This is a genomic window from Cedecea sp. NFIX57 (genome assembly GCF_900177785.1).
In the GTDB taxonomy this organism is placed as follows: Bacteria; Pseudomonadota; Gammaproteobacteria; order Enterobacterales; family Enterobacteriaceae; genus Cedecea; species Cedecea neteri_C.
The window spans coordinates 85496-109768 of record NZ_FXAS01000007.1 but is presented as its reverse complement, the minus strand read 5'-3'; the positions used below and the strand labels follow the sequence as shown (position 1 = coordinate 109768).

Sequence of the window (24273 nt, the reverse complement as noted above, 5' to 3'; positions counted from 1 at the left end):
ACGATGAAAGCCGGAATAGTGGGGGAATCTCTGCTGATGGTAGCGCTGAACGGCTGCCGTGCCCGACTGAAAGCGTTTATTCGGGGGAGAACCGCCGGGCATGAAGATGCCGACGATATCCTGCAAGAGGTTAGCTATCAGCTAATGAAGGTTGAACAGCCGGTGGAGAACGTCGCCGCCTGGCTGTTCCGAGCCGCCCGGAACGAAATGACCGACCGGGCGAGGAAAAAACGCGAGCTGCCTTTAGCAAGCTGGTTTGGCGGGGATGAAGAGGACGATTACCCGGAAGATGAGCTAGCCGAAACGCTGTTCGGTACGCCGCAAACGCCGGAGGACGAGTACCTGAAGCAGCTGCTGTGGGAGGAGCTGGAGACGGCCCTGTCGGAACTGCCTGCGCCTCAGCGTGAGGTGTTTATCAAAACCGAGCTGCAAGACTACAGCGTAAAAGACCTTGCTGGCGAGAGCGGCGACACCGTGCAGGCGCTGCTCTCCCGCAAACACAAAGCCGTTCTGTATCTGCGCACCCGGCTGCGCAATGTGTATGACGACCTGGCTGGTCAGTAAGACAGCCCCCGGATCTGCCCAGGGAAGGGCGATCCGGTTTTTTTGCCCATCATTGACCCCAACGTTCCCTGATGTAATTCACCGCCTGCTGAGTCTGGGGTTGGTTAAGATAATTTTCCCGGAACAAAATAGTGCCGTTAATTTGCGGCAAGGCCTCGTTTAAATCGATCTGTTTTTTCAGCTCCGGTACGCCGCCGCTCACCGTCCAGTCAGGCTCATTCTTCGAAGGCTCCCCGACTTTATACAGCGCAATCCCAATATAAAGGCGCGTGTTAGTCGGCTTCACTACGTTAGCCCACCATTTGGCCAGCACGTCGTAGCGGGCTGCACTGCGGGAGAAAGGCCAGTAAATCTGCGGGGCAATATAGTCCAGCAGGCCTTTTTGCACCCAGAGACGCGTGTCGGCATAGGACTCATCATAAGCGGCAGCCCCACGCGTTTCTGACCCGGCCGGATCGTGGGAGATATTGCGCCAGACGCCTGCCGGACTCACGCCAAACTCAACGCCGGGCTTAAGCTGTTTGATAGTGCGTGAGACTTGCTCGATAAGTTGCTCAGTATTGTGCCGCCGCCAGTCGGCTTTGGACGCGTAGCCCTGGCCGTAGGTTCTGAAAGTCTGGCTGTCGTTAAGGGTAGAGCCCGGTGATTCGGTATAGAAGTAATCATCAAACTGCACGCCGTCGATGGCGTAGTGAGAGACAACTTCGGCGACGATGCTGGTTATCCAGTCGCGCACTTCCGGGATGCCGGGGTCAAGCACGAAGCGGTCACCGGAGGTTCTAATCCAGTCCCGATGTAACACAAAAACGCTGGCCGGCTGCAGAGAAAGCGTGCGGTTCAGGGCGGCAACTGTGCCCGGCGTGATGTTGGTAGAAACCCGATAGGGGTTAAACCAGGCGTGTACCTTCATGCCGCGTTTATGCGCCTCATCAAGCATAAACTGCAGCGGGTCGTAGCCCGGATCTTCGCCAATTTTGCCCGTCAGCATATCTGACCACGGCAAAATCTTCGAAGGCCACAGCGCGGTGGCGTCGGGCTTCACCTGGAAAAACACCGTGTTGATCCCTAATGACTTCAGCTTATCCAGTTTGTCTTTTAAGGCTTGCTGCTGGCTAATACGCACGGCTGCGCTGCTGCCATTAACGGAAGAAACCGGCGGCCAGTCAAGGCGGGAAACCGTTGCCAGCCAGACGCCACGCATCGGCTGGTTGTGCTGTGAAGGGGTCTTCACATCCGGCTTAGTGCCCGGCAAGGGCGTAACGAGAGAAACCGGCGGTTTAGAGGCACAGCTCGCCAGAAACAGCGCGGCGGCAAGTATCGCACCAGATTTTTTAACCCTGGCGGCAGAGTAGAAGCGGCGTGAAGTGGCGATGATATGCTCCAAATTTTTGCCAGTCGGTGAACAACAAGCATTTTCATACTATTCGACATCAAGTCAATCTCTAACGCCGTTAAGTAAAGCAGATGCCGGCTAACCTTGCTTACGATCAAAATCCTTATTTATCATAACAATAAAAAGAACACATTTCGTGTTTCATCCTATTACGCTTGTGCACCATGCCTTTACTGACAGCCTAATCACCCGGTTGCTACTATCCCTTTAGAAATTGTTCATTTTTTATCTGCGTGCCAGCACGCCGTTATTTTATGCTGTGAGAGAAGCAAGGTGACCCGTCATGAAGCCTAAAACGCTGTACGATAAAATCATCGATACCCATGTCATCCGCCCTCTGGACGATCAGGGCAATGTCCTGCTGTATATCGACCGTTCCATCCTCAACGAATACACCAGCCCGCAGGCTTTTAGCGGCCTGCGTGACGCCAACCGCCAAGTCTGGCAGCCCAAAAGCATCCTGCTCAACGTGGACCACGTTAACCCGACGCGGCCAGAGCGCACGCCAGAAATGACCGACCCGGGCGGCGAACTGCAAGTTCGTTACTTTGAGTCCAACAGCCGTGATTTTGGCCTTGAGTTGTTCGACGTGATGGACCCGCGCCAGGGCATTGAGCACGTCGTTGCCCATGAACAGGGGATCGTGCTGCCGGGCATGGTGATTGCCGCAGGGGATAGCCATACCACCACTTACGGCGCGTTTGGTGCGTTTGGTTTCGGTATAGGCACCTCTGAAATTGAACATATGCTGGCGACGCAGACGTTAGCCTATAAAAAGCTAAAAACGCTGCGCGTGACGGTGAACGGTGAGCTGCCGTTTGCCGCGACGGCAAAAGATATCGTCATGCTGCTAATCGCCGAAATTGGTGCCGACGGCGCGACCGGCTTTGCCATTGAATTCTGCGGCAGCGCCATTGATGCACTTAGCGTGGAAGGGCGTATGACCATTTGTAATATGGCGGTCGAAGCCGGGGCCCGCGGCGCTTTTATGGCACCTGATGAAAAAGTTTATGCCTATATCAAACCGGCACCACGCGTCCCGAAAGGCGAGATGTGGGAGCTGGCGCTGAAATACTGGCACACGCTCCGCAGCGATGCCGATGCGGTCTTTGATAAAGAAGTTGTGCTCGACTGCGCCAACTTAACGCCTCGCGTAACCTGGGGCACCAGCCCGGATCAGGGTGGCAGCATCACTGACCAGGTGCCAGATCCTGCCAATGAGTCTAATACGGCCAAACGCCGTGACATCGAAAATGCGCTGAGTTATATGGGCCTTAAGCCCGGCACGCCGCTGAGCCAGATTCCTATTACCCATGCGTTTATTGGCTCCTGCACCAACGGCCGCATTGAAGATCTCAGGGCGGTTGCCCAGGTGCTGCGAGACAGGAAAATCGCGCCAGGTGTAAGAGGTATTATCGTGCCGGGCTCAACGCAGGTTCGCGCCCGCGCCGAACAAGAAGGTTTAGCCCAAATATTTATCGACGCCGGGTTTGAATGGCGGCAGTCAGGCTGCTCAATGTGCCTGGCAATGAATGAAGATGTGCTGCAGCCGGGCGACCGCTGCGCCTCCAGCACCAACCGTAATTTCGCTGGCCGCCAGGGTGCCGGGGCCAGAACGCATTTAATGAGTCCCGCCATGGTCGCTGCGGCGGCAGTGGCAGGCCATTTGACGGATGTCCGTCCTTATTTACAACAAGGGGATGCATAAATGGAACCCTTTAACCGTGTTGGAGGACAGGCTCTAAAGCGGCCTTCAAGATATCTCCCGGCTTTTGATGATAGAAATAACCGCCGGTTGGTGCTGCAGAAAGCGAAGGATCGGTCGCCAGCCACACCTGAGTGGCCGGGCCAAGGTCAAGCGCATCCGGCGCCTCCGCGCCCCCCATTTTTGTCGGTACCCAACCGGGATCGACACAGTTGGCCATCACCTCAGGCCAAAGTCGGGCAATAGCGAAAGTCAGTAGCGTGATGTGCAGCTTTGAATCCGAATAAGCCTGTTCGCTATTCCAGGCTCGTTTCTCCCACACCAGATCCTGTAGCGTGACATCACCCTCCGAGTGCAACGACGAACTCAAATAGACCAAACGTTTAGGGGGTTGAATTAACGCCGTCAGAATGTAAGGGGCAAGAGTATTCACGGCAAATACTTGCGGTAACCCATCTATGGTCATCAGGCGTTTGCTCTCCTGATATCCGACGGCGGCATTATGAATAATCGCATCAAACCGGCCAGCTGCATTTACCGTCTCAGCCAGGTGTTTTGTCTCGGCAATGCTTGAAAGATCGGCCGAAAAAACAGTTTCTGCGTCAGGAATCTGCCTGAGTGCCTGGGCGGCACGGGTTTTATTGCGGGCATGGAGCACAACCTTGTGCCCCTCTGCGACCAAACGCTGGGCGGCCATTAAGCCAAGGCCATCGGCTGAGCCAGTAATAAAAATCCTTGCCATTTATAACCTCCTCGAATGAAAGATGAAGTACCTGCTGACGGTATACGTTTTTGTAAAATAAAACATATTCACTGGGGCGTGTGTCCGATTATGCTTTATCAGATAAACGTTGCCCTTCGTTGCTGCCAGGTAAGGATGAAGAAATAATGAAAAGAAACGGAATTGCGCCCCTGGTTTTTACCAGCTTAAAACGAGGTATGATCCTTGCCGCGCTCTTCATGCTGGTGGGCTGCGCCCGCTCCGATGCGCTGTGGGGCGTGGTCGATAAGGTTTGCATGACTCACTATCAGCAAACGAGCAATCCGGCACCCTGCCAGCAGATCTATATGCCTGAAGGGAAGGCCCACGGCTTTAGCGTTATCCAGAACCCGCGTTACCCCTACCATTTTATTCTGGTTCCTACGGCGAAAATAACCGGCATCGAAAGCCCGGAACTCGCAGTCGAAGGGCGAACGGATTATTTCGGCTATGCCTGGCTCATGCGTCGCCTTTTAGCCTGGCAATATGGTGCCCCGGTACCCGACGATAAACTTGGGCTGGCGCTTAACTCGGCTTATGGCCGCAGCCAAAACCAACTGCATATTCACCTGACTTGCCTGCGGGAAGACGTCAGGCGTCAGATGCTGGCAGAACGTCCCTTTATAACGGAAGAATGGCGCCCCTTGCCCGATAAACTCCTGCGTTACACCTGGTATGCTCGCCGGGTAATGCAGCCGACGGTGATGGGCATTGACCCCATTCACAGCGTCGCCAGCTATTTTCATTTATCACCAGAACAGCTGGCAGAGTGGGGCGTGGCTGTCATTCCAACCACCTACGGCGCTCAAAAAGGGTTTATTTTGTTAGCCACTAAACGTGGTTGGGACCGCAATAATAGGGCCTCGGTGGAAGCGTTACTGGATAAAGAGTGTGCGATATTGTCACCTGAAGCGCTTCTTTGAAGAGAACTTCAGCTGAAGTTGATGAGATACGCAGCATCAGATTTTTTTACACATAGGTTATGTCTTTTTCTTATTTGCCAGTATCAGTGCAGTTTGAAAAACTCTTCCTGCCGCACCTGAACGGTGGGTAATTTCAAATTTGCTGTTTTTATTGGTTTAAGGAAGACGTTATTTATGCATTCGGCGATAAAACATACTGTGAAAATTTCTCTGCTGGCTGCTTCACTGGCTGGCACTATGCTGCTTACCGGCTGTGGTCCTAAACAGGACGCGAATCATATTAAAGTGGGTATCAGCGCAGGCATCGATCAGCCGCTTTGGGATACCGTCACGCCCGGGATTTTAGTTCCTGCAGGCCAAATGAGAAGTGGCTGACCGATATTACGGAGTTCCAGCTTCCGGCAGGAAAAGTCTATCTGTCGCCGGTGATCGACTGCTTTGATGGCCAGGTTGTGAGCTGGTCGATAGGAACCCGCCCGGACGCGACGCTGGTGTAAGGTCCATGTCGCGCAAAGGATGCTCGCCGGATAATGCTGCGTGTGAAGGCTTCTTCGGGCGTGTCAAAAACGAAATGTTCTATGGCAGAAACTGGGCGGGTATCACGCAGGAAAAATTTATCTGCTTCCTGGACAGCTATATACGCTGGTATAACGAAAAACGTATCAAGCTATCATTAGGTGCAATGAGTCCGGTGAAGTACCGGCAGCATCTGGGGATCACCACATAACAGTCCAGGAAAACGTCCGCATACCCGAGACGGACATCTCAATTTAGCTACTACAACATTGGTGCGCATAATGTATATTATGTTAAATTGAATTTGCACTTCATGGTCCTTTCGCGCAGCTATAGATATCAGCATGTTGTGAATGTTGAGTTACCTCCCTTTTCTTACGTTCGGTGTCCCGTTAGATACTGATTGGATGCCGGCTCTATCCAACATCGGGGTCATCATACTGCCGCCGCTCAGCAATATGATGACCACTCCTGTCACTCATTTAAAAACTGTATTTGATCGCTACCATGTCAGACGATCCGCTACAGGCACCCGCTGTTTGTTATTCGCTTCGTGCCGACTCCTCGTACGCTGAGTGATGAAAATCAATTTCCCACTGCAGGACATCCCCATAAAGCGCCGACAGCGCCTGCTTTTCTTTTTCACTCAGCGCCATGGTACGCGGACGAAATCTGCCCCGCCCGCCAGGGCGACAGCCATAGCCGGGATCGCCGCGTTAGCCAGGACATTAATACCCAGCGGCACGGCAAAGCGCTCTCGTACTTTCTCGGTAATCACCGCCATCAGCGCGGAGGTTTCATGCCCGATATCTTCAGGTTTGGAAAAAGGAATATCCCCGTGGTTTTCGATAATAAGGCCATGAACCCCTCCGGAAATATAATTTTCAGCATCACGAAGCGCACGTTCAACAATATCAGAAACTGATTTTACTCTATATTTTGGTGAACCAGGAAATGGGTCGCAATGAATAACGCCAATGACAGCTTTGCTACGTGAAAAAATAGCTTGTATTGCGTTCGTTTTTTCTGCTGAGATAGCAACCATCTTATCCATCCTATTAAGGAAACACTATGCGTGTTTACGTTGTCGGTAATATTGTCGTAGATGAAACTTGGTCCATTTCGGACATGCCAAAAAAAGGCGCTTCAATTCACGGAGTTAAAGTTTCGCAGGATGTCGGCGGCAAAGGTGCGAATCAAGCGATTATATTATCCCGCTGCGGAATCGACACACGTTTAATTGCTGCCACGGGAAATGACAGCAATGGCGAGTGGATTCGTCAGCAGGTAAAAAATGAACCACTGACGCTACTACCCGACGGCTATTTTAATCAACATAGCGACACCTCGATTATTTTAAATAGTGCTGACGGCGACAATGCCATTATTACCACCACAGCTGCGGCTGATACGTTCAGCCTCGATGATATTATTCCGCATATGGCGGAAGCCACTGCGGGCGATATTCTGCTCCAACAAGGCAATTTCTCCCTGGATAAAACGCGGGCACTGTTCCAGTACGCTAAAACCCGCGGTATGACAACGGTATTCAATCCCTCCCCCGTCAACCCTGACTTTTGCCATCTTTGGCCGCTGATCGACATTGCGGTGGTCAATGAATCCGAGGCCGAGCAGCTGCAACCCTATACCGTGAGAAGCTTAGTGGTGACCCAGGGCGCAGCAGGCGCCTGGCTTATCCAGGCTGGCCAGCGCCAGTTTTGCCCCGCCTTCCCTGCCGAGGCGCTGGATACCACCGGTGCAGGTGACACCTTCCTCGCGGTTATGCTGGCATCGACGATCCTGCGCGGTGTTACGCCGGATGCGCTGGCGCTGACTCACGCCAGCAAAGCCGCTGCCATCACCGTCAGCCGCCGTGGAACGCTCAGTGCGTTTCCCGACGGCCATGAACTTACCGCCCTGTTAGCCGTGAACGACGAACACTGATCTACTTGAACAGCGAACGATAGGTATCTACGTTCGCTTTGGTGACAACCGTGGCCGGAACCAGAATGGTTTTCGGTACGGTTTTACCCGAGGTGATCGTGTTCAGTGCCTTCAGAGCTTCAGCCCCCATCTTTTCCGGATCCTGCTGCAAAACGGCGGTGACGTACCCACCGTCGATACCTGAAATGGCCTTCGCGGTCAGATCCCAGCCAAAGACTTTAATATCCTTCTGGCGCCCCTGGTTTTCCACGGCGGCAATGGCGCCCAGCAAAGCGGGTTCGCCAGTGGCATAAATCACCGTCAGATCGGGGTTACCGGTAATCAGGTTTTCGGCCGCGATCATGGCTTTATCCTGCACGTTTTGGCCGTCGACAACGTCGGCGATGGTGATTTTCGGATTGCTTTTCAGCGTCTCTTCAAATCCTTTCTGTCGCTGGTTCTGAATCGCCGAATTCAGCGCACCAACAATACCCAACCGTGCCTTGCCGCCCATTTCTTTCTGCACATAGTCCACGAAGTATTTACCAATGATTTTACCACCCTCGATATTATCAACGCCGACCTGAGCCGCCTGCGGCCCGGCCGGTAATACGGCATCAATCGCAATGACAGGAATTTTGGCGGCGGCAGCTTCTTTTATCGCAGGCATAATGCCGTTAACGTCGATAGCATCTACCAGAATGCCTTTAACACCTTGTTGAATATAATTTTCTATCGCATAGTTCTGCGTCACAGGATTATCATTAGAGTTAAAAATCACTAAATCCTTGCCACTGGATTTGGCCGCATCCTGCGCACCTTTATTCATCAGGTTAAAGAACAGAGCCTGTTGGTTAATTTGTACCAGAGCATAGGTTGGAGCGGCGGCGCTGGCGGCAGAAATAAAACCGATTGATGCCAGCATCGTCGTTGCTACAGCAATAGAACGCAGTTTTCCGGTGTTAAATAACATCATCATTATCCTCTTCTGGAATAGTTTATAGCCAGCAGTGTTCCGCGCCGTATGTGAACGCAGAAGGGTTATTTTTTGGCGGGCAAATATCGACGATATGGCCAGAACAGTCATCGACGTTCGGCGGAGACCTGCTTAATTTCATTCCGGCAACCGGTCCGTATCGGTGCTCGACTGGAATGACTTAAACGGGTTTGGGAATGATTTCCCGGATAATGCGGTAAACTGCCTATACAATTCTCCGCAGATTAAATTTTGTCAAGAATTTATTTCCGCTTGTGGTGAGCAGAGAAATCGCTGTATCCAACCCGATTAACTATGTTACAGATAACCGATTCTGGGAGTAATGGCGCAGGCAATGAGCATAAAACGCGTATTGTTATCCGATGTGGCAAAGCTGGCGGGGCTGTCGAAGTCGACACTATCGCGTTATATGAACAACAGTATTGTGCTGCCGCAGGACACCATTGACCGTATCGAAACCGCCATTCGCGAGCTGGACTATCGTGGCAATAGCCTGGCCCGTCGCCTTAGCAAAGGTGGCAGCGAAACGCTTGGCCTGGTGCTGCCCGATATTACCAACCCCTTCTTTGCCGAACTGGCCGACGCCGCCGAAGAAGCCGCTTCTGCCAGCGGTTTCAGCCTGGTGCTGTGTATCACCCGTAACAATCCTGAAAAAGAGTGCCAGTTCATCCGCTGGCTGGATACCTGTCAGGTCGACGGCCTGCTGTTCACCACCAACCGCCCCGACAACGGCCTGCTGCGCAAAGAGCTCCAGCGCCACGAACGCATTGTCTTGCTGGATGAGGATATTCCCGGCAGTAAGGTACCGAAAGTGTTTGCCGATAACGTCCAGGGCGGGCGGATCGCCACCGAACAACTGATCGCCGCCGGGCATCGCCACATCGCTTTCGTCGGTGGCCCGGATCAGTTGATGAGCGTCCGCGAGCGTTATCAGGGATTCTGCACCGCAATGGAGCAGGCTGGCCTGAGCTGGCCGCCCGAATGGGTTATTTACGGAGATTACCACCGCGAGTTTGGCCAACAGGCGTTGCAGTACCTGTTCAGCCAGCCGGCTCCCCCGACCGCCGTCTTTGCCGCCAGCGACTATCTGGTGCTCGGTCTGCTGGACGGCCTGCGCACTCTCGGACTTCAGGCGCCAGAGGCGCTATCGTTGGTCGGCTTCGATGACGCCAACTACGCCGATTTTACCCAGCCGAGGATTTCGACTATCCGACAGCCCGCCCGGGAGCTGGGCCGCACCGCGGTGAACATCATGATGCGCCTGCTGAACAACGATCGTGACATCCCGGCGGAAACCCGCCTGCCGGTGGAATGGATTGGTCGCGACTCGATCAAGAAGCGTTAAGCACGTTCCAAAATGGCGCAAATAGCGCCCAGTTTTGGCGCAAAAAACGTTCAACTCACGATTCTGTCACCACGAACGGTAAACCGGTTTACCGATACTGTGAAGAATAAATTCTAGTTAATACATATTGCTAAGTGAAGTTGATGCCGTGTTGTTCCTGCCCTGGCACGGATGCTGCAATGTTCCTCCTGGCGAACAAATATCATACATAGCGTTTGTCCTGACTGTACTGGCGAGTGCTCTTTTCCACAGGTAAACCGGTTTACTAGAATGTAAACCGTGTCGGATAGAGCCTCTCCCACAGGAGGGCGAGCATTTCCCTGCCACAGCGATGGGAGTTATCAGATGCAGCAGCCACACACTACCCCGGCAAGGGTGGAGATGATCAATATCACCAAGACCTACGGGTCGATACGCTCACTGCGCGGAGTCAACCTTGCGCTCGCCCCAGGCGAGGTGCTGGGCTTAGTCGGTGATAACGGGGCGGGAAAATCCACCCTGACCAAAGTGCTCTCTGGCGCGGTTATCCCCTCCAGCGGCACGATCCGTATCGATGGTGAACAGCAGCAGTTTACCGATCCAGCCGATTCACGCCGCTGCCATATCGAGATGGTGTATCAGGATCTGTCGCTGTGCGACACGGTCGACGTCGCGGGCAATCTGTTTATGGGCCGCGAGCCGATGAAATCGGTCCTGGGTATCCCCTTCCTCGATGAAGGCAAAATGCACGCCGACGCCAGGGAGATGCTTAAAGGACTTGGGATCTCCATTCCTGACACCCGACTGCTGGTACGAAATCTCTCCGGCGGCCAGCGCCAGGCTATTGCCATCGCGCGCGCGGCGGCCTTTGACCCGAAAGTGCTGATCATGGATGAACCCACCGCCGCGCTGGCCGTCGCGGAAGTCGAAGCGGTTCTCGAGCTCATCCGCCGTGTTTCCGCCCGCGGGGTGAGCGTGATTCTTATTACCCACCGCCTGCAGGACCTGTTCCTGGTCTGTGACCGGATCATGGTGATGTATGAAGGTACCAACGTCGCCGACAGACGGGTGGCCGACACCAGCCTGAGCGATATTGTTAACCTGATTGTGGGCGAAAAATTCACCGCCCACTCTGCGGCTGCACATTGAGGTAACAGGATGAGTATCATGAACTTAAGCAGCTCCCGCATGATCCAACATTCGCTGCCGCGCCGCCTGCTGCATAACCACTCAGGCGTAGTCAGCATTGCGCTCTTTTTCGTCTTCTGCTGCGTGGTGTTTTCGCTGATCACCAGCAACTTTCTCACTGGCACCAACTGGCTGAATATTATCCGTCAGAGCGCCCCGCTGCTAATAGTCGCAACGGCAATGACCCTGGTCATTACCACAGGCGGTATCGATCTGTCGGTGGGCTCTACCCTTGCGCTGGTCGGCGCGCTTTCGGCAATCGCCCTTAATAACTGGGGGCTGCCGTGGCCGGTGGTCATGCTCGGTGGCCTTTTGCTTGGCGGGTTCGTGGGCGCAATCAACGGCTTTTTTATTGCCTATGAAGGCATTCCGGCGTTTATTGTCACGCTCGCTACCCTCGCCGTGGTTCGCGGCATCGCGCTCCTGGTCACCCAGGGCTATTCGATTCCGATCCCGGCTGACAGCCTGTTTACCTTTATAGGACGCGCGTGGGTAGTCGGTATTCCCATGCCTGCACTGATCGGCATTTTATGCCTGGTTAGCGGACATATCGTACTCAATCATATGCGCTTTGGCCGCTACGTGACCGCTATCGGCGCTAATGCCGAAGGGGCACGACGCAGCGGCATTAACACCCGAGCGGTCACCATGAAGGTCTATATCATCAGCGGAATTGCTGCCGCACTGGCGGGGATGATCATTACCGCACGCCTCGGCAGCGGCTCTTCCAACCAGGGCGAAGGCTTTGAGCTGCAGGTCATAGCGGCCGTTGTGCTTGGCAGTACCAGCCTGTTTGGCGGCTTCGGCACCATTATTGGCACGCTGCTGGGTGCGCTGTCGATTGCGGTCATTCAGAACGGGCTGATCCTGTCGCATATTTCGCCGTTTTACACCCAGATAGCCACCGGCACCATTATCCTGCTGGCTATCTGGCTGAACACCCGCATTCTCAACCCGACCCGCTCCACGGCGAAAGGATAGTTGATGAAAGGATCAATTTTTCGTCACCCTTCCCCGCTGCCGCTTGGCGTCAGGAGCGGTTACGTTATGACGGTGCTTGGCCCGCTGCCGGTGAACGAAATGGGCGTGACCCTGATGCATGAGCATATTCTGCTGGATGCCTCCGGCAAATGGGTGCCCCCCTGCTGCTGTAGCGATCGTCATCTTGCCGAAATGCCTGTGAAAATGGAGAACCTCGGCGAACTGTCGCTGAATCCGCTGATGAGCCGCGATAACTGCCAGCTGTTTGATGTCGATGTTGCTATTGACGAGCTGATGAAATATCGAGCCCTTGGCGGAAAAACGGTGGTTGACCCGACTAATATCGGTATTGGCCGCGATCCCAAAGCGCTGGCGCGCATCGCGCGTCTGACCGGTCTGAACATTATTATGGGGACTGGCCTCTATCTCGAACCTTCGCACCCTGAGTGGGTAAAAAAAAGCAGCGTCGAACAGCTGACCGAGCGGCTGATGTACGATCTTGGCGGCGCGGAAAATAAACCGGAGGTGCTCGCCGGGTTCATCGGCGAAATCGGTGTCTCAAGCCGATTTACGCCAGATGAGGAGAAATCCCTGCGCGCTGCGGGTCGGGCCAGTGCCTCAACAGGTGTGCCGATCGAAGTTCATCTGCCCGGCTGGGAGCGACTGGGGCATCGGGTGCTGGATATTCTCGAACAGGAAGGCGCCGATTTACGCCATACCGTGCTTTGCCATATGAATCCCAGCTTTGCCGATAAGCGCTACCAGCGCGAACTGGCCCAGCGCGGGGCGTTTCTCGAATACGACATGATCGGCATGAGCTATTACTACGCTGACGAGTCGGCACAGTCCCCCTCAGACGAGGAGAACGCCCGCGCGATTCGTGAGCTGATTGACGACGGCTATATCCAGCACATTCTGCTGTCGCAGGACGTCTTCCTGAAAACCATGCTCACCCGCTACGGCGGTCACGGTTACGGCTACATACTCAAACATTTTGTTCCGCGTCTGCGACGCCACGGCATCAGCAGCGAGCAGCTTGAAACCTTATTGATTGGAAATCCCCAACGCGTCTTTGGCGGATAAAAGGAAAATCATAATGAAGAAAAAAATCTTACTGGTCGGTGAATCCTGGACCAGCACGTCAACGCACGTTAAAGGTTTCGACCAGTTTGCCACCGCCACCTGGCACACCGGAGCAACGGATTTTTTGGCAGCGCTGGCGGACAGTCCCTACGCCGTGACCTATATGTCCGCCCACGCGGCAGCGACAGACTTCCCGCTGACGCTGGAAGCGCTGCAGCAGTGGGATGCGATTATTCTCTCGGACATTGGCGCCAATACGCTGCTGCTGCACCCGGATACCTGGCTGAAAAGCCGTCGAACCGCCAACCGTCTGACGCTTCTGCATGACTACGTGGCCGGCGGCGGCTCGCTGATGATGATTGGCGGATATTACAGCTTCCAGGGCATTAACGGCGGTGCGCGCTATCGCCATACTGCAGTAGAGACTGTTTTGCCAGTCCGCTGTCTGGCATGGGACGACCGTATTGAAACCCCGGAGGGTTGCTATCCTGAAGTGACGGAACCCCACAGCGTGTTTAACGATATTCCAGGCGAATGGCCGTGGCTGCTGGGCTATAACGAAGTTGAAATGCATCCGGAAGGTAAACTGCTGGCAACCGTTGCGGGTACCGGTCATCCGCTGCTGGCTATTCGCGAATATCTTCAGGGCCGCTCGCTGGTGTGGACCAGCGATATGTCGGCACACTGGCTGCCGGAAGAGTTTGCTCGATGGCCCGGCTATCGCCAGCTATGGATTAACTGCCTTGACTGGTTGACGGAACATCGCTGATGGTCACCACCCTGCACCTGGCCCGGCAACTGCTGGGCTTCAACACCATTAACCCGCCAGGCAGCGAAGCAGATTGCATGCGATTCTTTGCCAGCTGGCTTGGCGATAACGGTTTTGACGTTTCGCTGTCATCATTCGGCGAGGGGCGCTGCAATCTTATCGCCCGGCTGCCCGGAGCGAATCTGGGTAAACCGCTGGCCTTCACCGGACATCTGGATACCGTCCCACTGGGCAATACCCGGTGGCAGTACGATCCTTTCGGCTCGCAGATTGAAGACGGGCGTCTTTATGGCCGCGGATCCAGCGATATGAAAGCGGCAATAGCCGCGTTTGCCGTGGCCTGCGTTAAGCTGCGGGAAACGATCCTCGCCGGACGCGGCGCGTTATTGCTAATTACCGGCGGAGAAGAAACCGGCTGCGACGGTGCACGGGCACTGATTGACTCCACGCAGTTGCCAGACGTGGGCGCGCTTATTGTCGGTGAGCCCACCGCTAACTATCCGGTTATCGGCCATAAAGGCGCCCTCTGGCTACGCTGTGAAACTCGGGGGAAAACAGCCCACGGCGCGATGCCGGAGCTGGGCATTAATGCTATCTATCTGGCGGCGGATGCGCTGGGTAAAATCCAACATTTTTCGCCGGGCGCGCCGCATCCACTAATGAAGCAGCCCACGGTGAATGTCGGATGTATTCACGGCGGGCTAAATATAAATTCCGTGCCGGACCACACGCATTTCGATGTTGATATCCGTAGCGCGCCCAATTTACAGCACGCCACCATCCGCCAGCGGTTGACTACGCTGCTTGGTGAGAGCGTCACAGTGTCGACGTTAGTCGATCTGCCCGCAGTACTCAGCGAGCAAGAACACGCGTGGATAAAACAGGTTTATCAGCGCTGCCAGCCACTGCACACCAGGCCGCTTGAGCCTCGCGTAGTGCCATACTTTACCGACGCTTCTCTGTTGCTGCCTGCGTTGGGGAATCCACCTTGTATTATTCTAGGCCCCGGCGAGCCGTCGATGGCTCATCAAACCGACGAGTATTGTCTGCTCAGTCGGCTGGAGGAGGCGGAGCAGCTGTACGGAGAGATTATTAGCGACTGGATGGCGTAAAACAGTTAGTGGTAGAGGCAAAACATAAGTGACAACGTCACTTAAAACCGATGCTGTGCGACGAGTCCAATGTTATTAAATCATCCTGTCACGCACAGCCACTTCCAGAAATTCAATAAAGGCTCTTACTTTTGAAGTAAGTGCGGAGCGTTCATTGACGCAGGCATAAATATTCATCGGGGAAGGCTCTGCGTAGCGCTCGTCACTTCGTTCTGAGCAAAACAGGGGAAGCAGTTGCCCATTATCTATCAGCGGCTGAGCGATAAAGCTTGCAAGACGGGCGATGCCGCCGCCCTTCTCTGCTATTTTTGCAATAATATCAATATCATCACTAACGAAAGCCGGATTGAGTTTCACGTTAATTGTTTGGCCATTAAGCCTAAAGGTCCAGGGCAGAAAACGGCCATCCGTTGGGTAGCGGAAAACAAGGCAGGCATGCTGACTGAGCGCTTCAGGGGTCTGCGGGATGCCTGCGCTAGCCAGATAATCAGGAGACGCACAAAATATAAAGGGTAACGAAGCAATTTTTCTGGCGATCAGCTGATCGTTGAGCTGCTCCTCGATGCGGATACTCAAGTCCACGCCTTCCAGCCGATGGTCAACGTTGCGGTCAGTGCTAATCAGTTCGACATCAATATCAGGGAAAGCCTTTTTAAAGGCTGGCATAAGGGGGGCTATCACGTAGCGGCCAAACGCCGCCGTTGTCGCGATGCAAAGCGGGCCTTGAGGTTTATTGCCATTCGACACTGCCTGCGAAGCAAGGTCAATATCGTAGGGAATATGCCGAACCCGCTCGAAATAGCATCTACCCTGCTCAGTTAATGTCATGCTCCGGGTGGTTCGCGACAGCAGCCGCACCCCCAAATGTGTTTCAAGTCGGGACAAACTTTGGCTAACCGCTGCCGGGCTCATACCTTTAACCCGCGCTGCTGAGGCGATACTGCCGTTCTCTACGACGCGGATAAAATTATCGATCAGCCCTAACATGTCCATACGATCCCCTTCGACTGATTCGTTGATTTTAATTAATAATGATTAAATCACAACCGCTCTACCGCTCTTGTCACTAGCTTGTTAGGTTAGCCGCTGGTTTTTCACCTTTGTTAAACAGGATAACTCAATGTCGAAGGCTGTCATCAGAAAAAATACCCGATTTCGTTTTCCCCCGCGCACGTCACCCTATGTCTTTTCGCTGTATATGGCGACCATCATGGCGTTTCTGATGAGCCTGGTCATCACAGTGGCTGAATTCGGCATCGGGCCTCATTATATGGAAAATGTGATGAATGCGTATCAAGTTGCGATGCCGGCGGCCTTTGTCTGTATCCTCGTTGTTCGCCCGATTGTTATCCGCCTGGTGGGATTGACGGTGCACGCTCACTGATAGATTCATGTTGCCGGGCAAACAGTTTTTTTGCGCCGTTAGATAGAGATATTTAACGGCGCACACCCTGATCTCTTCCTTCGTCTACAGTTAACTGACCTAAGTCCCGCAGAATAAACATCTCATGGCTTTTGCGCTAAAAACCCATATATTTGCCCGCTTGCGGTTATTGATTTCAGTGGCTGCCGGCGTCGTTTGTTATTTCGCCCTTCCCGCCCAGCTAGGTACCCTACAAAGGCTGCTGATCGGCTGGAACGTTTTGGCCTGGCTTTACCTGATCTTTATCTGGTTTCGCATGCTGCGAACGGCAGTCTGTGACATCCCGCGAATAGCCAGAGTTCAGGACCAAAGTGCCGCGCTCGTGTTAAGCCTGCTTATCTTTGCCTGCATGGCCAGCCTTGTGGCTATCATGAGCGAACTGCCATCGTTGCGCTCTCTGTCAGGAACTCCGCTGGTGTTGCATATTGTTCTTACTGCAATGACGCTGATCGTCTCCTGGACGTTGTTGCCCAGTGCTTTCGCGATGCACTACGCACATCAGCATTATTTGCACCGCAGCAAAGAGAGCACCCCGATGATCTTTCCGGATAAACCAAGCGATCCAGATTACTGGGATTTCCTTTATTACTCTTTCACCATAGCCGTCGCCGCACAAACGGCGGATGTGGCAACCGGGACAACGGGTATGCGCAAAATAACCCTGCTGCAATCGGTCATCTCGTTTATCTTCAATCTGGCGATTTTGGGGCTGTCCGTTAACGTGGGAGCCGGGCTGTTGAGTTAACTTTTTTGAGCAAGCAGACATTTCATGAACGCCGCACAAAACAGTCTATAATTTAACCAATGTCGCCGCACGTAAAGGTGAAACAAGATGCCTAATCCCTTTGATGCTTGCATGTCTATCGCCCTGATCTTAGGCGCATTACATGAAATGGGATTGATTCCCTGGTAGTGTGATGTCTGGAAATTGACAGCAGGATAAATCTCATTAAGGTGAGAGACGTACATAGCGCTGCGTTTACCGGAGCAGCGTCCTACTTCTGTTGCGTCTCAGGAACCCCATGACACCTACGCTTCAAACTTTTGTCGGTAGTTTGCTTCAGGATAATAAAACGCTCGTCGCCTCTTACGATCTTGAGTCCTTGTCGCCCGACCTGAAAAATACTCTTCAGCTACAGACTTTGCGCCAGCCTGGCATTTATAACTATGCCTTATCCCCCTTTTCACTCGATTATCGCAGCGTTCAGCGACTCTGTGTTATCAACGGGATGGGCGTCACGCTGGGCGATTCACTGATGGGTATTTCGGCGCTGCACGCAATCAAAACCATTAATCCTAAACTTCACTTGACGGTGCTGCGCCCTCATACCTGCCAGGCTTATGTAGAAGAAATTTATCAACTCGCGGGTAACGTGATCGATGAGCTGCATTTTATGCCTCAGGAACTGACTTCACTGGCGGGATATGATGCGCTGATTGACGCCGGGAACCAGCTCTTCAGGGAGGATTTCGCCACTCTGGAAATGCATGATTTTTTCCTGCGCCACCTTGGCATTGCCCCTGAGTCTGTCTCCGAAGAGATAAAAACAAACCGCTGGCTTCGTGACGGCATGCCAGAGCAAGTTTCTCCGCTGGAAGGTCGTTACGTACTGTTCAATCACCGTGCCAGCACTCCGCTTCGCGACATCCCGGCGGCGGTGCTCGTTGAATTTGTAGAACACATTTACCAGCAGCACGGCGCGCCTGTTGCAGGATTTGGCAAAATAGATCACCCGCAGTTTATCGATCTTTCTTCACGCTCGAGAAATACCGCAGACTTTATCGCCATTATCCGCCACGCCAGTAAAGTCTATACCTGTGATTCGTCGGCTTTGCATATTGCCGCAGCCTTTGAGGTGCCTACAACAGCTTATTTTAACGCCATCAAACCGGCGCTGCGGGCGGCTTATTACCCGCAGTGTAAAAGCGTTGATCTGGGCACTGAGCGCTCTGTGCTGTTGCACCAAAGTGAAGATAGCGAGTTGCTAAAAGAGATTGAGAATAACTACCGGCGCTATCTTTCCGCTGTATAGCGCCAGAAAAGCTGGCCGTAATAGTACGGCCAGCCCAGGATTATTTGTTGATGCCGATAACAAGTACGGTTGATTTCTTACATTGATTATCCTGGCAAATACCGGAGAACCAGATCTGCCCTTTGCCGATGGCCAGCCCCTGATAATTTGCAAAAAGATCCTGATATAGCTGAGATTTTACTGCCGCCACCAAATCGGGTGTAAAAATAGCATCATAATTTTTAATGAACTGCTGTGGCGTTTTGATCTGCACTTTTTTACCCGCCAGCGTGACCTTTATCGGGTATGAAACCAGCTTTGCCACTTCAGTTTTATTCTGCGCAACGACCTGCGTTTTGAAGTTATCGAAAAATGCATGATAGTTCTGATGAGAGCTGAACAACTGATCCAGATTCGCATCCATCTCCTGCTCGGTGGCCGCAAACGACGAACCGGACAAGAAAAATGTCAACACCAGTAACAGCCTGACGAGTCGCGATGTAAACTTCATAAAATATACCCCTTGCCTTAAATATCATTGAATTATCTTATTTATATCGTTTTACATTCCCTGTCTGACACACCCTTTGATGTGCCGGGAAGCCAACAGGCATTCCCCCGGCGGCATCATATATGATATAATTTTGACCAATCCATTGATTTTAAATAAAAGTAAACAAATAGTATTAATATGAAACAACTTTTTCTGGCGTTCTGCTTTTTCATCCCCTTCAAAATGTCCATGGCTTCTGTCAGCGGGAACTTTGATGTGAGAATGACTATTCTGCCAAAGCCTCTGCCGCCGAAAGTGACTAAAATTAAACTTTCAGCAGATACGGTGATGATCATTAATGAATGGTAGCGTTTTTATTCACCTGACAATCCATATGGCGATAATTCCCCTCCACTAAAAAGCCGCTGACGGAATCCACCAGCGGCTTTTTGTTGTTGATTCAGGCTATCCGATCTTAACGTTCTATTCTTTGCCCAACGTCTATCCGGTTCCCGTGAGGGTCGGCAAACACAAATGCCCGCAGACCATAATCTTTATCCTGAAGCCCCTTAATGATCCTGGCGCCTGCCTGCTGGCAAAGTGCAAACAGCGCACTGGCGTCATCCACCAAAAGATGTGCCACCGGAAAATTCGCCGCTTTGTGCCGGGGCTGTAACGTCAAATGGAGCTCACTTCCCCCCTGCTTGACGATAACAAAGCCAACCGGATCACCATTTTTAAACGTCAGGCTGAAGCCTAAGCCCTCTACGTAAAAAGCGATTGCCTGTTGCATATCTTTTACCGGCAACACGGCCGCTATGCGGCCAAATCCCACAGTGAAATCCATTCTCAACCTCGTGATTGACTGAAATGTGGCCATCAATGCAGACGGTGCCGCAACTGATGCATTTCATTTTGATGCCGGACGGTGCCAGAGTGAACTCATCATATCCGGGCGGTCAGCCTCGCACAAAGCTTATCGGCTGGAGCCGTTTGCCCCATATTTATTACGCTTATGCTGATACAGCAATTCATCTGCTTTCAATAGCGCAATTGCTAAGGTATCACCGGCCGCCATCTGGTAGCTCCCGTAGGAAAAAGCGACCATTTTCTGTTCGTCAATCGTCAGCAGGTAATCCTGAATACGTGCAATCACTTCGTTAGATTTGATCAGGCTGTAATCAATCAGGATCAGGCTAAACTCATCGCCACCAAGGCGAATACCGTAATCGCTCTTACGAATAGATTGCGCCAGCGCCCTGCCCAAATACTGAATAGCCCGGTCTCCCATCGCGTGACCAAGCGTATCGTTAATTCTCTTCAAACCGTCGCTATCAATAGAAATAACCGTAACCGCGATATTGTTATTTAACAGTCCCTGGATCTTCCGTTCCAGAGAGGACGTCAGCACCTTGCGATTATATAGCCCCGTCATCGCGTCGGTCATATTGTCGTGAGACAGCGACCGGTGGCGATTGAGCTGCTTTCTGGCGTAGCGACAAAGCAGCCAGGTTCCGCCGACATAGAGGGCAATAAGCCAGAAAATAGCGAGCAGGAAGTAAATGCCGTCCAGCTTAATATGCAGCGTATAGTAACGGGTGATTCTCTCTTCATAGGTAATGGGCGTGAACGACTTCAGCGCCGGACGATGGAAAGTAATCTTATCGCCTGTCGCATTATCAGTGACGTACAGTGACAAAAAACGCCAAAGCAAAGGTCTTTCCGACGTATAAAATGAGGTGGCCAAATCATCAATATTAATATCGGTGATAAACAGCCCTTTTATATCTTGACGCTGAAAGACCGGCGTAATCATACTAATAATATTCTTCCGCGTATAACCATCTTTATAGATGTGAGAAACAATATTTTCTCCCATACGCAGGTCAGCAAGCGCAGCCTCATCAATGTTAATGGACCTTGCGCTTCGATCGATATCTATGCGACCATTTTCACTGACCAGCCAATTATTAAAAGTATAATGATTAGTGTCGACAATTTTATTAATGTAGATATAGTTTTTTTCAGGTCAATGTAATAACGAATATTATTGAAAACATAACCACTGTAGTTAGAAAAACTGTATTTAGACACGGCACCGGATGCGCCACTCTGCACCATCGTCAGAGAGGCCACATCACCGGCCCAACTGTCACAGGAAGGATTGCGCGTTTGCAAGGTGCCGCTCAGCTCGGGGAGTTTCTGGCTGGCAAGGTTTAAACCATATACACCATTGAGCGACTCAGCATATTGACATACTGCAATAATTTTATCTCCTGCCGAATTAACCCCTGAGGGTGCAGAAGAAAATGCACGAGATAGACGGAAGGCAATATTTTGGTTGATATACTCTTCGTGGAACAGTGCAGATTTCCCGTTTTCCGCAATATACCCCATATAGCTTTCCAGATTTCTGTACTCCCGCAGTACAAACCCGGCAAAAACAACCGTCGTCAAAATAACGATAAGTATAATGGTGTTGATATATTTTAGCGGCGACAAGACGGTGTAATCCCTTGAGAAATCCCACTTGTAAGGTAGGCCCGAGTATAGCATAGCGATAAGACGGCGATGACCTGGCAGGTAGAAAATTCCTGGTTGCAGCGTGTCAATTAAGGGACCAGGGTACGACAGACGCTCAATACGAGCTTGCGTAACCAGCGGTGCGCGAGATCAGCCTCTGAGCGTGGATGCCACATCTGAGAAACGACGATCGGGCTTGTATTCACCGGCAGCTCAAACATTGCCAGCCTGGCGGTATCGCCCTCCCCCTCACGAACCGGTTGATTAAGCAGGAAAGAAGACGGAACCAGGGCAATCAGATCGGACCCCTGCGCCACCTTTAATGACGCCGGAAATCCCGGCACGACTGCGGCAATTTTTCGTGATAGCCCCCTTTTTTCCAGCGCCTCATCGACGGAGCCGTGCGTGGAGCGGATACGACGAGAGGCCACCACGTGCCCATAGGCGAGATACTGCTCTACGGTTATCTCAGAGAACCCGGCCAATGGATGTCCGGCCCGAACGACACCGACAAAGCGATCGCGAAACAGCGCCTGAAGCCGTATTTCCGGGCCCATTTCGCCCATTACGCCAATTTCAAGGTCGACCAGGCCTTCGCGCAGATGACGCGGACCTTTTTCAGGTTTCGAAGTAAAGCACAACTGAACACCCGGCGCTTCTGCCGCTGCGGCGGCGATAAGCGACGGCGCAAATGCCTCAATAAAGCCGTCATTGGCTCTGATAATAAATTCGCATGTCAGCGTGGAAAGGGATAACTCTGCTGTGGAGGGGCTCAGTAAGGCTCGAGCCTCAAGCGCAGCGTTTCTCGCACGTTCACGAATCGCTTCGGCATAGGGTGTGAGCACCATATGTCTTCCCGCCCTGACCAGCAGAGGATCGCCGGTTGCTGCCCGCAAACGACTCAGCGTACGGCTCATCGCCGACGCGCTAAGCCCCAGACGCCGGGCGGCGCCGGCCACGCTCCCTTCAGCAAGAAAGGTATCCAGCGCAAGCAGCAGATTCAGATCGGGTTCGTTCATTCTGGCATCCTGTAAAGAGATATGGCGTCGGATGCAACTGTACACTGCATATCGTGCGTCTTCCGCCTGTCTTTAAGTATCACTATATTTGCTGCACTGACAACCTGATACTGAGTGCCGCGCCGCGGTAAGGAACCATGATGGAATTATTTTCAACCCAGCCAGGCGATGAAGGTTTACCCGGTCGCCAGCGCCTGATGGCAATGCTTGCCGTAATGACGACCGTGACGATGGCCGTATTCGATGGTTCGATGGTGAACATCGCGCTGCCGACTATCGCCAAAGCGCTTGGCGTGCCTGCGAGCGATGCCGTTTGGGTGGCAAATGGCTACCTGCTGGCCGCCGCCATGACGTTGGCGATTTTCGCCGCGCTGGCGACCCGACTGGGCTTCAGGCAAATATTTGTTTTCGGGCTGGGCCTGTTTACCCTGGCCTCTGCGGGCTGCGCGCTATCCTCGTCACTGAATATGCTAGTGATAATGCGGATCTTACAGGGAATCGGTGGCGCGGCAGTGCTAAGTATCTCTCCGGCAATCCTTCGTTCGGTATTCCCCAACCGCCTGCTCGGCAGGATCCTGGGGCTAAATGCCTTTCTCATCGCCACCAGCACGGCCATTGCTCCGCTGCTTGGCGGGACGCTGCTCTCCACGCTGGGTTGGGAATGGCTGTTTGCCGTTAATATACCGTTAGGCATTGTGGCGCTTGTACTGAGCCTGCGCGTGCTGCCAGGTGTTGCAGCCGCCAACCCTAAACCCTTTGATTATGCAGGATCGCTTCTGTCTGCTTTGCTGTTGGGCTCGCTGATCATGGCCGCCGACAGTTTTACCAAAAGTGAAGGCATGATGTCGGCATTGATTTACAGCGTCATTTCATTGCTTTCCGGCGCTGCCTTTGTCTGGCGTGAACGTCGCGCCGCACAGCCCGTGCTACCGCTGACCTTGTTCGCTTCCTCACGGTTTTCGCTGGCGGCCATAACGTCGCTGGCCTCGTTCATCGGGCAAGGGATAACGTTTGTCGCTCTGCCGTTTTTATTCCAGAACGTTTATGGCTACAGCGCATTCGCCTCCGCCCTGCTCTTTACGCTCTGGCCCGTGGGGATCATGCTCGCAGCACCGCGTGCCGGTCGGCTTGCCGACAAGCATTCGCCTGCGCTTATCGCCACCACAGGCTTAGGCGTGTTTACGGTTGGACTGGTGCTTTTAGCCCTGCTGCCGGCCCACGCACAGGCATGGGATATCGGTTTACGTAGTCTGGTGTGCGGCATTGGCTTCGGTATTTTCCAGAGCCCCAACAACCGGGAAATGATGGCAAACGCCACGCGGGAAAACAGCGGTTATGCCTCAGGCATACTGGCCATTATGCGGACTTTCGGCCAATGCCTGGGCGCGGCGATCGTAGGTATTATTCTGGCCATTTACGGCAACGCCATATGGCAGGAGCCGCAGGCGATTCGACTCAGTCTTTGGGTTGCTGCAGGTGCAACGCTGCTAGCCATAAGCTTAAGTGGCCTGCGTACCAGGCAACCCAAACAGCAAAATATTTAGCTGAGAAAATGATCTTCAGCC

At 52.9% G+C, this 24273-nt stretch carries 22 protein-coding genes and 4 pseudogenes; 15 read left to right on the top strand and 11 right to left on the bottom strand.

The genetic code is table 11. The annotated features are described in order from the left end of the window. Positions 1-3: 3 nt before the first annotated feature. Positions 4-564, top strand: coding sequence for an RNA polymerase sigma factor (locus tag B9Y90_RS07835; RefSeq protein ID WP_039293664.1), 561 nt, complete (start codon positions 4-6; stop codon positions 562-564). A gap of 49 nt (positions 565-613) precedes the next feature. Here the strand turns inward: B9Y90_RS07835 and B9Y90_RS07830 are convergent, their stop codons facing one another. Further along, positions 614-1939 (bottom strand): glycoside hydrolase family 10-like protein, encoded by a 1326-nt coding sequence (locus B9Y90_RS07830; protein ID WP_441302650.1) that lies wholly within the window; start codon positions 1937-1939, stop codon positions 614-616. Positions 1940-2240: 301 nt separating this feature from the next. Between B9Y90_RS07830 and leuC the strand changes: the two genes are divergently transcribed. Further along, complete coding sequence (leuC, locus tag B9Y90_RS07825; protein WP_085540860.1) at positions 2241-3665, top strand: 3-isopropylmalate dehydratase large subunit; 1425 nt, start codon at positions 2241-2243, stop codon at positions 3663-3665. A 10-nt stretch (positions 3666-3675) separates the two neighbouring features. Here leuC and B9Y90_RS07820 read toward each other — a convergent pair whose 3' ends face one another. Then, a complete protein-coding gene (locus tag B9Y90_RS07820; RefSeq protein WP_085540859.1) occupies positions 3676-4404 on the bottom strand; it encodes an SDR family NAD(P)-dependent oxidoreductase in 729 nt (242 codons plus the stop codon). Positions 4405-4622: 218 nt separating this feature from the next. Between B9Y90_RS07820 and B9Y90_RS07815 the strand changes: the two genes are divergently transcribed. After that, positions 4623-5345 (top strand): CDP-diacylglycerol diphosphatase, encoded by a 723-nt coding sequence (locus B9Y90_RS07815; protein WP_085540937.1) that lies wholly within the window; start codon positions 4623-4625, stop codon positions 5343-5345. A 335-nt stretch (positions 5346-5680) separates the two neighbouring features. Then, a pseudogene (locus B9Y90_RS07805) lies at positions 5681-6072 on the top strand (IS3 family transposase); the annotation flags it as partial. A 331-nt stretch (positions 6073-6403) separates the two neighbouring features. On the opposite strand, the pseudogene B9Y90_RS27260 reads toward B9Y90_RS07805, so the two are convergent. Together B9Y90_RS27260 and B9Y90_RS07800 are read right to left on the bottom strand one after the other, a co-directional pair. Beyond that, positions 6404-6517: pseudogene (locus B9Y90_RS27260) on the bottom strand (hypothetical protein); the annotation flags it as partial. Between the two features lie 2 nt (positions 6518-6519). Further along, a pseudogene (locus tag B9Y90_RS07800) lies at positions 6520-6906 on the bottom strand (BtpA/SgcQ family protein); the annotation flags it as partial. 26 nt (positions 6907-6932) lie between these two features. Here B9Y90_RS07800 and B9Y90_RS07795 point away from each other — a divergent pair. Continuing rightward, the gene (locus B9Y90_RS07795) at positions 6933-7805 is read left to right on the top strand and encodes a ribokinase (protein ID WP_085540858.1); all 873 of its coding nucleotides are present in this window, start codon (positions 6933-6935) and stop codon (positions 7803-7805) included. A gap of 1 nt (position 7806) precedes the next feature. Here the strand turns inward: B9Y90_RS07795 and B9Y90_RS07790 are convergent, their stop codons facing one another. After that, complete coding sequence (locus B9Y90_RS07790; protein ID WP_085540936.1) at positions 7807-8760, bottom strand: ABC transporter substrate-binding protein; 954 nt, start codon at positions 8758-8760, stop codon at positions 7807-7809. Between the two features lie 343 nt (positions 8761-9103). Here B9Y90_RS07790 and B9Y90_RS07785 point away from each other — a divergent pair, with 343 nt between their 5' ends. The 6 genes from B9Y90_RS07785 (at position 9104) to B9Y90_RS07760 (ending at position 15238) form a co-directional block, all read left to right on the top strand. Next, positions 9104-10126, top strand: a complete 1023-nt coding sequence (locus B9Y90_RS07785) for a LacI family DNA-binding transcriptional regulator (protein WP_085540857.1) — start codon at positions 9104-9106, stop codon at positions 10124-10126. Between the two features lie 381 nt (positions 10127-10507). Continuing rightward, on the top strand, positions 10508-11254 hold the full coding sequence (locus B9Y90_RS07780; protein ID WP_172744463.1) for an ATP-binding cassette domain-containing protein: 747 nt from the start codon (positions 10508-10510) through the stop codon (positions 11252-11254). 18 nt (positions 11255-11272) lie between these two features. Further along, on the top strand, positions 11273-12274 hold the full coding sequence (locus B9Y90_RS07775) for an ABC transporter permease (RefSeq protein ID WP_176227853.1): 1002 nt from the start codon (positions 11273-11275) through the stop codon (positions 12272-12274). A gap of 3 nt (positions 12275-12277) precedes the next feature. After that, positions 12278-13357: a phosphotriesterase family protein gene (locus B9Y90_RS07770; RefSeq protein WP_085540855.1), complete on the top strand. Its 1080-nt coding sequence runs from the start codon at positions 12278-12280 to the stop codon at positions 13355-13357. A 13-nt stretch (positions 13358-13370) separates the two neighbouring features. Next, positions 13371-14126 carry a glutamine amidotransferase gene (locus tag B9Y90_RS07765; RefSeq protein WP_085540854.1) on the top strand — a complete coding sequence of 252 codons (756 nt, stop codon included), beginning with the start codon at positions 13371-13373 and terminating at the stop codon, positions 14124-14126. Further along, positions 14126-15238, top strand: coding sequence for a M20 family metallopeptidase (locus B9Y90_RS07760; protein ID WP_085540853.1), 1113 nt, complete (start codon positions 14126-14128; stop codon positions 15236-15238). Before B9Y90_RS07765 ends, B9Y90_RS07760 begins: the two co-directional genes overlap by 1 nt. A gap of 75 nt (positions 15239-15313) precedes the next feature. Here B9Y90_RS07760 and B9Y90_RS07755 read toward each other — a convergent pair whose 3' ends face one another. Further along, a complete protein-coding gene (locus B9Y90_RS07755) occupies positions 15314-16231 on the bottom strand; it encodes a LysR family transcriptional regulator (protein ID WP_085540852.1) in 918 nt (305 codons plus the stop codon). 127 nt (positions 16232-16358) lie between these two features. On the opposite strand from B9Y90_RS07755, the gene B9Y90_RS07750 reads away from it, so the two are divergent. The 3 genes from B9Y90_RS07750 to B9Y90_RS07740 all read left to right on the top strand — a co-directional run bounded on the left by B9Y90_RS07750 (position 16359) and on the right by B9Y90_RS07740 (position 18694). Further along, positions 16359-16622 (top strand): DUF2798 domain-containing protein, encoded by a 264-nt coding sequence (locus B9Y90_RS07750; RefSeq protein ID WP_085540851.1) that lies wholly within the window; start codon positions 16359-16361, stop codon positions 16620-16622. Positions 16623-16746: 124 nt separating this feature from the next. Then, on the top strand, positions 16747-17406 hold the full coding sequence (locus tag B9Y90_RS07745) for a DUF1345 domain-containing protein (protein WP_085540850.1): 660 nt from the start codon (positions 16747-16749) through the stop codon (positions 17404-17406). A gap of 277 nt (positions 17407-17683) precedes the next feature. Further along, positions 17684-18694 (top strand): glycosyltransferase family 9 protein, encoded by a 1011-nt coding sequence (locus B9Y90_RS07740; protein WP_085540849.1) that lies wholly within the window; start codon positions 17684-17686, stop codon positions 18692-18694. Between the two features lie 40 nt (positions 18695-18734). Here B9Y90_RS07740 and B9Y90_RS07735 read toward each other — a convergent pair whose 3' ends face one another. The 5 genes and pseudogenes from B9Y90_RS07735 to B9Y90_RS07720 form a co-directional block, all read right to left on the bottom strand. Next, entirely contained in the window at positions 18735-19184 is a 450-nt protein-coding gene (locus B9Y90_RS07735; RefSeq protein ID WP_085540848.1) for a hypothetical protein, read from the bottom strand. A 457-nt stretch (positions 19185-19641) separates the two neighbouring features. Beyond that, on the bottom strand, positions 19642-20013 hold the full coding sequence (locus B9Y90_RS07730; RefSeq protein WP_085540847.1) for a VOC family protein: 372 nt from the start codon (positions 20011-20013) through the stop codon (positions 19642-19644). Between the two features lie 129 nt (positions 20014-20142). Then, on the bottom strand, positions 20143-20601 hold the full coding sequence (locus B9Y90_RS27255; RefSeq protein WP_254902685.1) for a GGDEF domain-containing protein: 459 nt from the start codon (positions 20599-20601) through the stop codon (positions 20143-20145). A gap of 192 nt (positions 20602-20793) precedes the next feature. Next, positions 20794-21563: pseudogene (locus tag B9Y90_RS27250) on the bottom strand (GAPES1 domain-containing protein); the annotation flags it as partial. A 215-nt stretch (positions 21564-21778) separates the two neighbouring features. Further along, the gene (locus tag B9Y90_RS07720) at positions 21779-22708 is read right to left on the bottom strand and encodes a LysR family transcriptional regulator (RefSeq protein WP_085540846.1); all 930 of its coding nucleotides are present in this window, start codon (positions 22706-22708) and stop codon (positions 21779-21781) included. Between the two features lie 140 nt (positions 22709-22848). On the opposite strand from B9Y90_RS07720, the gene B9Y90_RS07715 reads away from it, so the two are divergent. Then, a complete protein-coding gene (locus B9Y90_RS07715) occupies positions 22849-24252 on the top strand; it encodes an MFS transporter (protein ID WP_085540845.1) in 1404 nt (467 codons plus the stop codon). Positions 24253-24273: the final 21 nt, after the last annotated feature.

Bases quoted from the DNA above. Each gene is read 5' to 3' on its own strand.
- B9Y90_RS07835 (WP_039293664.1), top strand. From the start codon at position 4: ATGAAAGCCGGAATAGTGGGGGAATCTCTGCTGATGGTAGCGCTGAAC.
- leuC (WP_085540860.1), top strand. From the start codon at position 2,241: ATGAAGCCTAAAACGCTGTACGATAAAATCATCGATACCCATGTCATC.
- B9Y90_RS07820 (WP_085540859.1), bottom strand. From the start codon at position 4,404: ATGGCAAGGATTTTTATTACTGGCTCAGCCGATGGCCTTGGCTTAATG.
- B9Y90_RS07815 (WP_085540937.1), top strand. From the start codon at position 4,623: ATGCTGGTGGGCTGCGCCCGCTCCGATGCGCTGTGGGGCGTGGTCGAT.
- B9Y90_RS07795 (WP_085540858.1), top strand. From the start codon at position 6,933: ATGCGTGTTTACGTTGTCGGTAATATTGTCGTAGATGAAACTTGGTCC.
- B9Y90_RS07790 (WP_085540936.1), bottom strand. From the start codon at position 8,760: ATGATGTTATTTAACACCGGAAAACTGCGTTCTATTGCTGTAGCAACG.
- B9Y90_RS07785 (WP_085540857.1), top strand. From the start codon at position 9,104: ATGGCGCAGGCAATGAGCATAAAACGCGTATTGTTATCCGATGTGGCA.
- B9Y90_RS07780 (WP_172744463.1), top strand. From the start codon at position 10,508: ATGATCAATATCACCAAGACCTACGGGTCGATACGCTCACTGCGCGGA.
- B9Y90_RS07775 (WP_176227853.1), top strand. From the start codon at position 11,273: ATGAACTTAAGCAGCTCCCGCATGATCCAACATTCGCTGCCGCGCCGC.
- B9Y90_RS07770 (WP_085540855.1), top strand. From the start codon at position 12,278: ATGAAAGGATCAATTTTTCGTCACCCTTCCCCGCTGCCGCTTGGCGTC.
- B9Y90_RS07765 (WP_085540854.1), top strand. From the start codon at position 13,371: ATGAAGAAAAAAATCTTACTGGTCGGTGAATCCTGGACCAGCACGTCA.
- B9Y90_RS07760 (WP_085540853.1), top strand. From the start codon at position 14,126: ATGGTCACCACCCTGCACCTGGCCCGGCAACTGCTGGGCTTCAACACC.
- B9Y90_RS07755 (WP_085540852.1), bottom strand. From the start codon at position 16,231: ATGGACATGTTAGGGCTGATCGATAATTTTATCCGCGTCGTAGAGAAC.
- B9Y90_RS07750 (WP_085540851.1), top strand. From the start codon at position 16,359: ATGTCGAAGGCTGTCATCAGAAAAAATACCCGATTTCGTTTTCCCCCG.
- B9Y90_RS07745 (WP_085540850.1), top strand. From the start codon at position 16,747: ATGGCTTTTGCGCTAAAAACCCATATATTTGCCCGCTTGCGGTTATTG.
- B9Y90_RS07740 (WP_085540849.1), top strand. From the start codon at position 17,684: ATGACACCTACGCTTCAAACTTTTGTCGGTAGTTTGCTTCAGGATAAT.
- B9Y90_RS07735 (WP_085540848.1), bottom strand. From the start codon at position 19,184: ATGAAGTTTACATCGCGACTCGTCAGGCTGTTACTGGTGTTGACATTT.
- B9Y90_RS07730 (WP_085540847.1), bottom strand. From the start codon at position 20,013: ATGGATTTCACTGTGGGATTTGGCCGCATAGCGGCCGTGTTGCCGGTA.
- B9Y90_RS27255 (WP_254902685.1), bottom strand. From the start codon at position 20,601: ATGACGGGGCTATATAATCGCAAGGTGCTGACGTCCTCTCTGGAACGG.
- B9Y90_RS07720 (WP_085540846.1), bottom strand. From the start codon at position 22,708: ATGAACGAACCCGATCTGAATCTGCTGCTTGCGCTGGATACCTTTCTT.
- B9Y90_RS07715 (WP_085540845.1), top strand. From the start codon at position 22,849: ATGGAATTATTTTCAACCCAGCCAGGCGATGAAGGTTTACCCGGTCGC.